Source organism: Deinococcus fonticola, assembly GCF_004634215.1.
In the GTDB taxonomy this organism is placed as follows: Bacteria; Deinococcota; Deinococci; order Deinococcales; family Deinococcaceae; genus Deinococcus; species Deinococcus fonticola.
In genome coordinates this window covers 1-5,226 of the sequence record NZ_SMMH01000072.1, presented here as the reverse complement: position 1 = coordinate 5,226, position 5,226 = coordinate 1, and the positions used below count along the sequence as shown (strand labels likewise).

Annotated in this window: 5 protein-coding genes; 1 reads left to right on the top strand and 4 read right to left on the bottom strand. The window is 57.3% G+C overall.

Features of this window, described 5'->3' with window-relative positions; translation table 11 throughout:
* Nucleotides 1-114 precede the first annotated feature (114 nt).
* On the bottom strand, nucleotides 115-606 hold the full coding sequence (locus tag E5Z01_RS18940; protein WP_205750517.1) for a GIY-YIG nuclease family protein: 492 nt from the start codon (nucleotides 604-606) through the stop codon (nucleotides 115-117).
* Between the two features lie 187 nt (nucleotides 607-793).
* Between E5Z01_RS18940 and E5Z01_RS18935 the strand changes: the two genes are divergently transcribed.
* A complete protein-coding gene (locus tag E5Z01_RS18935; RefSeq protein ID WP_135230796.1) occupies nucleotides 794-1,351 on the top strand; it encodes a recombinase family protein in 558 nt (185 codons plus the stop codon).
* A gap of 35 nt (nucleotides 1,352-1,386) precedes the next feature.
* Here the strand turns inward: E5Z01_RS18935 and E5Z01_RS18930 are convergent, their stop codons facing one another.
* The 3 genes from E5Z01_RS18930 to E5Z01_RS18920 all read right to left on the bottom strand — a co-directional run bounded on the left by E5Z01_RS18930 (nucleotide 1,387) and on the right by E5Z01_RS18920 (nucleotide 4,648).
* The gene (locus tag E5Z01_RS18930) at nucleotides 1,387-2,502 is read right to left on the bottom strand and encodes a transposase (protein ID WP_135230795.1); all 1,116 of its coding nucleotides are present in this window, start codon (nucleotides 2,500-2,502) and stop codon (nucleotides 1,387-1,389) included.
* Nucleotides 2,503-2,813: 311 nt separating this feature from the next.
* On the bottom strand, nucleotides 2,814-4,109 hold the full coding sequence (locus E5Z01_RS18925) for an MFS transporter (RefSeq protein ID WP_135230794.1): 1,296 nt from the start codon (nucleotides 4,107-4,109) through the stop codon (nucleotides 2,814-2,816).
* A complete protein-coding gene (locus E5Z01_RS18920) occupies nucleotides 4,094-4,648 on the bottom strand; it encodes a TetR/AcrR family transcriptional regulator (RefSeq protein ID WP_135230793.1) in 555 nt (184 codons plus the stop codon). Before E5Z01_RS18920 ends, E5Z01_RS18925 begins: the two co-directional genes overlap by 16 nt.
* Between the last annotated feature and the right edge of the window lie 578 nt (nucleotides 4,649-5,226).

The window sequence follows — 5,226 nt, the reverse complement described above, 5'->3', positions numbered from 1 at the left end:
GGCGCTGAGGAAGGGCCGGACATTCTGGTAGAGTCGGGGCACGTCCCCGAAGACTATTTTTGTCGTCATAAACAGAAATTGTCCCCTATCGGGGACGTTTTCTCATACTTTGTGTCAGGCCGTCAGGGCGGTGTTGTCACCTTGCCTAGCCGCTTCTGCATAGTTGATAAAATAATCGTCGCCATTTAAAGCAAATAGAGCGCTATCTTCATTCATATCTGGGAGTAGCAGAGTATTTGCTGGGATGGATAGAACAGGCGGAGTTGTCGAAGCTGAACCCACCGCGTCAATGTCAAGTTTATGCTCAACACTGCCTTCCATGTAGGGCAGAACAGCCGCCATGAGTTCGGGCAGCTCTAGCTTGAAGAATTCCCGATTCGCATTGATTCGATGGGCAGCAAAATGCGTATGCAGTGTCCTCTCCAATCGAACTGCATCTGGAACAAAGACACAAAAGGCAACGAAAAAAGGCGTTGGCACGCCAGTAGTATGAAGTTCTGAAGCCCTTTCAAACGGGTTTCTGAGCGTCATGCCAATCTTCAGAATGCCGGGGAAACTCGCGTTCTGTAACGCATAAACGTATCCACTGTCCGCTTGCATCCCCATTCACTCAGTTTATCGAGAGACTGTACCCTGACAAATACAAATATATGTCAGTCTAGGGTATACCCCAAACCGACAGTTGGGCTGCCTGATGAAATCAGTACTTAGATGTCGGAATAGAGTCTATTTTGCTATATTCCGACATATGTCGGGGGAAGCCAAAACCCTATTCCGACAGACTGGAGGCGGTATGGCTAGAGGGCAGCGCGTTGGGTATATCCGAGTATCCACCACAGACCAGAACACCGCCCGGCAGTTGGACGGAGTGGAACTGGACAGAATCTTCGAGGACAAAGCCAGCGGCAAAGATGCCAAGCGACCCAAACTACAGGAGCTGCTGGCCTACGTCCGCGAGGGGGATATCGTTATCGTGCATTCGATGGACAGGCTAGCCCGGAATGTGGAAGACTTGCGGCGCATCGTCACTGAACTTTCAGGACGTGGGGTACGGGTGGAATTTCAGCGGGAAGGCGTCATCTTTACAGGCGAGGACAACCCCATGAATACCCTGCTGCTGACCATGCTGGGCGCAGTGGCCGAGTTTTTAAGGGCCCAAAACCTCGAAAACCAACGGGAGGGTATCGCCAAAGCCAGGCAGGCAGGCAAGTACAAGGGTCGGAAGCAAGCGCTGACCCCTGAACAGGTATCCGAAGTAAGGCAAAGAGTGGCCGCCGGGGAAAAGAAGACGGCCCTAGCCAAGGAACTTGGTGTGAACCGGGACACTCTCTACGAGGCACTGAAAAGATGATTTTTAATTCGACTGACATCTTGCAGTTTCCAAAGCTAAGCGGTTTTCCCCTCCCAGACGTCAAGAATCCTCTGTCGCCCCACGTCCAACTGAATGAGACGTACCCATCCCAGGAGTTTGGCCTGCACCTGACACGCAAGTTCTCCCCAGTCAGGCCAGGAGGATTCCTCCTGGCCTGATGCCTGGCTCTCCAAGCGCTCAAAATGGCAGAGCAGGGAGGCCGCCACACTCAGACACAAATAACGAAGTACACCCAGCTTGGTTTTCTGGCCGAACTTCCCAAAGGCGAAACGACTCTTCAGGGTCTTGAACAGGGCCTCAATCTTCCAGCGCCTGCGACCTGTTTTACGCACAGTTGTCGATGTTCTGCGGCGGTTCGTGATGACGAAGCGCTGCCTCGGTTCCCCGTGGTCGGCCTTGGGAAGCCAGACCCAGTACAACCACAGCTCCATTCCTTCCAGGCCAGCCAGCTCAATGTGACGTTCCTGACTGGTGACGTCGCGAATCTTCTTTCCACCTAGCATCTGCCGGTCGGCACGCATGCCGACCGTAAACGTGAGCCCCAAGGCGTCAAGGCCTTTGAGCAGCTTGACGCTGCTGAATCCAGCGTCCCCGAGGAAGTGAACCTGCCGGGAACGGGTCAAAACCTCTTTTGGGAGCTGACGAACGAGTTGCAGGGCGAGGTCTTGCGGTGAGGACGTGCCTTTCCCGCGCCAGATTCTGAAGCTCCAGGGAAGACGCAGGTCTCCGCAGCAGATGTAAAGCATGACGACGTGCAGACCCCGGACTCGGTTGAGGGTGTGAATCCAACCGTTCAGATCAGCAAATTGGCCTTCCTTGGCGATGGAGGTGGTATCGACGATGACCTCGACCATGGGTGGACGCCCCCGGCGTCCACGGAGGTAATCTCGAAAAGCTTCGAGAGCATGAGAACGCATGACACGAATCAGGGTCCGAGTTGACCAGTCATAGTCATTCAGAAAATGACTGATGGCTGAAGGCGATTTGACCTGAGCGGCCTGGAAGCCAGGTATGCCCAGGGCCATGAGAAAGCAGCAACAGATGACCTCCAAGGTGTCCTGATGCTGCTTCCTTTGGCATGCGGTCAGCATGCCAGAATAGAGACGTCCAGTCAGGTTTTTCTTTTTCACACCCTCAGCTTGAGGGAAGAAGCCCTGCTGGACGTCTCTTTTGGAAACTGCAAGATGTCAGTCAACGATCTCTTGGTCGCCCGGGCGTATATCAACCTGATGACGGCGCAGTGGTCACGCAAGAGGAGGGACAGAAATTCTCAGCAAGCGCCCTGCCGTGTCAGGTTGATGTGTAGAACCGGCCTGGCAGGTGTCAATTTGAGGCGACTTGGATGTCAACTGGACAGGGAAAGGCCGTGCTCTTCGCAGACCACGAGTGTGGCGGTGGGGTAAACCCTCTTGCAGTGCGGAGAGGTCTTCAAATCGCCCTGTCACCTTTCAGACTGCGCCATCTGACCATCCACTCCAGTCGTGTCTTGCAACCGGAGCAAGGCAGGGGAGAGGAATCCTGCCATGCTCACTGCGGTACCCAGGACACCCATCGCCACGAACAGCCACCGAACGCCCATTAGTTCGCCCAGGGGGCCGGCGATCGCCAGGCCCACAGGTCCAGCCAGGCCCATGATGGTACTCAGCAACGACAGTGCCCGACCTTGCAGCTGATTTGGAATGGTGGTCTGGAGCAGGGCCGTCATTGGAGCATTGCCGATGATGAAGGTGAGGCCACTCACCGCCCACCAGACCACCGCCAGCCAGAACATCTCGCTTGGTGCTAACGCCGTCAGGGCCAGCGTCAGGCAGGATGCGGCGAAGCCCATTAAAATCCACAGCATCTGCCGCTTCGGCGCGATGGCGGCGATAAGCAATCCGCCCACGATCATTCCTGCTCCAGTGAGCCCCTCCATGAGAGCGACGTCGCCCACCCCTCTTCCGAAGTGGTTCTTCACCAGCAGGGGCACCATGGTGAATGCGGGCATGATGGCCAGCACGATGGCCCCAAGCAGCCCGTAAAGGCGGCGCAGCCCCGGCTGCCTCCAGACCAGGTGAACGCCTTCTCGGAATTCCGTCCACATGCTGGTCTGCTGCGCCGCCGACCTTTTGATCTGAGGGATGCGGAACAGCAGCAAGGGAATGATGCCGAGCAGGGCCGTGACCACATCGATGCTCAGGGCAAGGCCCAGAGGCATAACCCCAATGGCCAGGGCGCCCAGCGGCGCAGCAGCAATGGTCATGATCCCCATCAGGGTCTGATTGAGCCCGGCAGCTCGGGGCAGAAAGGAAGCGGGAACCAGCATCGCGGTGCTCGCGGCAGCTGCTGGACTCTGGAACGCCTGCATCGCACTGCGGATGAACATCATGACGTACACATGCCACAGCTCCACCCGTTCGGTGAGGAACAGGGTGATGAGGACGAGCATGCACAGTGCGCTGATCGCATCTGCGGCAATCATCAGGAAGCGGCGGCTGTATCGGTCAGCGAGGGTGCCACCCAGGGGGCCGAGCAGGGCTTGTGGCAGCAGCGCCGCCATGCCCGCGGTGGCCAGGGCAGACGCGCTGCCCGTCGTGTCGGTGATCCACCAGATCAGCACAAATTGCGTGAGGGCTGAGCCGATGAGCGACAGCGCCTGACCGCTGAAGATGGCCCAGAAGCGGCGTTCCCAGCCTGATCCAGGATCCGGGTGGTGAGGCGTCAGGGCGGGCGCGGTGGGGTTCAGCGTCGGGTCCATGACAACAGTTCCTCCTTCAGGGCAGCGCGTTGGAGGTCATCCAGGTCTGGCAAGCCTGAGCTCCGGCCCGCCCACAGGCCGTCACAGGCCAGACGGATGGCATGGGCGCGTCCGGCGGGCAAGCCGTCTGCCTCGGCATCGGTAATGAGGAAGCGTTGTGCCTCCTGCAAGCCGCGGAGCAGTTCAGGGAGCACGGACAGTGGCGCCAGCGCAACGGTGAGCGCATCGACCTCTTCATCCACGACGAAGCTGAGCTCGATATAGGCCCTGAGCCAGGCACCCGGAGCATCGCCGTGGAGAGCAAGTTCTTTGGCGTGGGCGGCCTGGAGCAGACTATGGAACTGTTCAATCAGGGCATGCGCCAGGGCCTGCAATAGCCGTTCCTTGGAAGGGTAGTGGTGCAGGAGGCCCCCCTTGCTGACGCCGGCCTCCTGAGCAACAGCCTCCAGAGACAAGGTGGCGCCATGGGTGCGGAGAACACGTCGGGCAGCGTCAACAAGCGCGGCGCGAGTCAGTTCGGGGTGCTTCGTTCTGGCCATTCCACAAATATACATACCGTCTAGACGGTATGTAAAGATGCATTTAAAGTTGGCTGACTGCCAGCTACAAGGGTGGTGAATCCCCCCGACAGAGTCGTACGGCTAGGGGAGGTGGCAGGGGTGTTCGCTGTACCTGGGGAGCGTTGTGGGCGTCTTGCGGCTCCCAAATTCTCGCTTGACAGCTATGTTGCATTTACATAACCTTCATCAATGGTTGCGAAACAGAAAGGGGGGTGACTACACGATTGGGACATTTTTGTACGCCAAGCCCCCTCCCTAAGTGTCCCAATTGAACCCTCTGAAATTGAGTGCCGAAAAACGCTGATTTCATCGGCCTTAAAACCTGTCCCATTTGAAGTAGAGCTTATTTGGGACAGTGGGTGGTTTCGTCTCGGCTTTCATGAGGCTAATTTCCCCGCCAAGAATTTATCGTCCAACACGGCAAATTTCGCTTAGCGTTGTGTCTTGGACTGGGAGCCTCACAATGGGTCTCAGTCAAGCCGTCCAGGTCAACAAGCCCGTCCTTAGCGTAGGTTCAAGAGACCGAATTGTAGGTGGGGCCGACTTGGGCACTTTCT

Bases quoted from the DNA above. Each gene is read 5' to 3' on its own strand.
- E5Z01_RS18940 (WP_205750517.1), bottom strand. From the start codon at position 606: ATGGGGATGCAAGCGGACAGTGGATACGTTTATGCGTTACAGAACGCG.
- E5Z01_RS18935 (WP_135230796.1), top strand. From the start codon at position 794: ATGGCTAGAGGGCAGCGCGTTGGGTATATCCGAGTATCCACCACAGAC.
- E5Z01_RS18925 (WP_135230794.1), bottom strand. From the start codon at position 4,109: ATGGACCCGACGCTGAACCCCACCGCGCCCGCCCTGACGCCTCACCAC.
- E5Z01_RS18920 (WP_135230793.1), bottom strand. From the start codon at position 4,648: ATGGCCAGAACGAAGCACCCCGAACTGACTCGCGCCGCGCTTGTTGAC.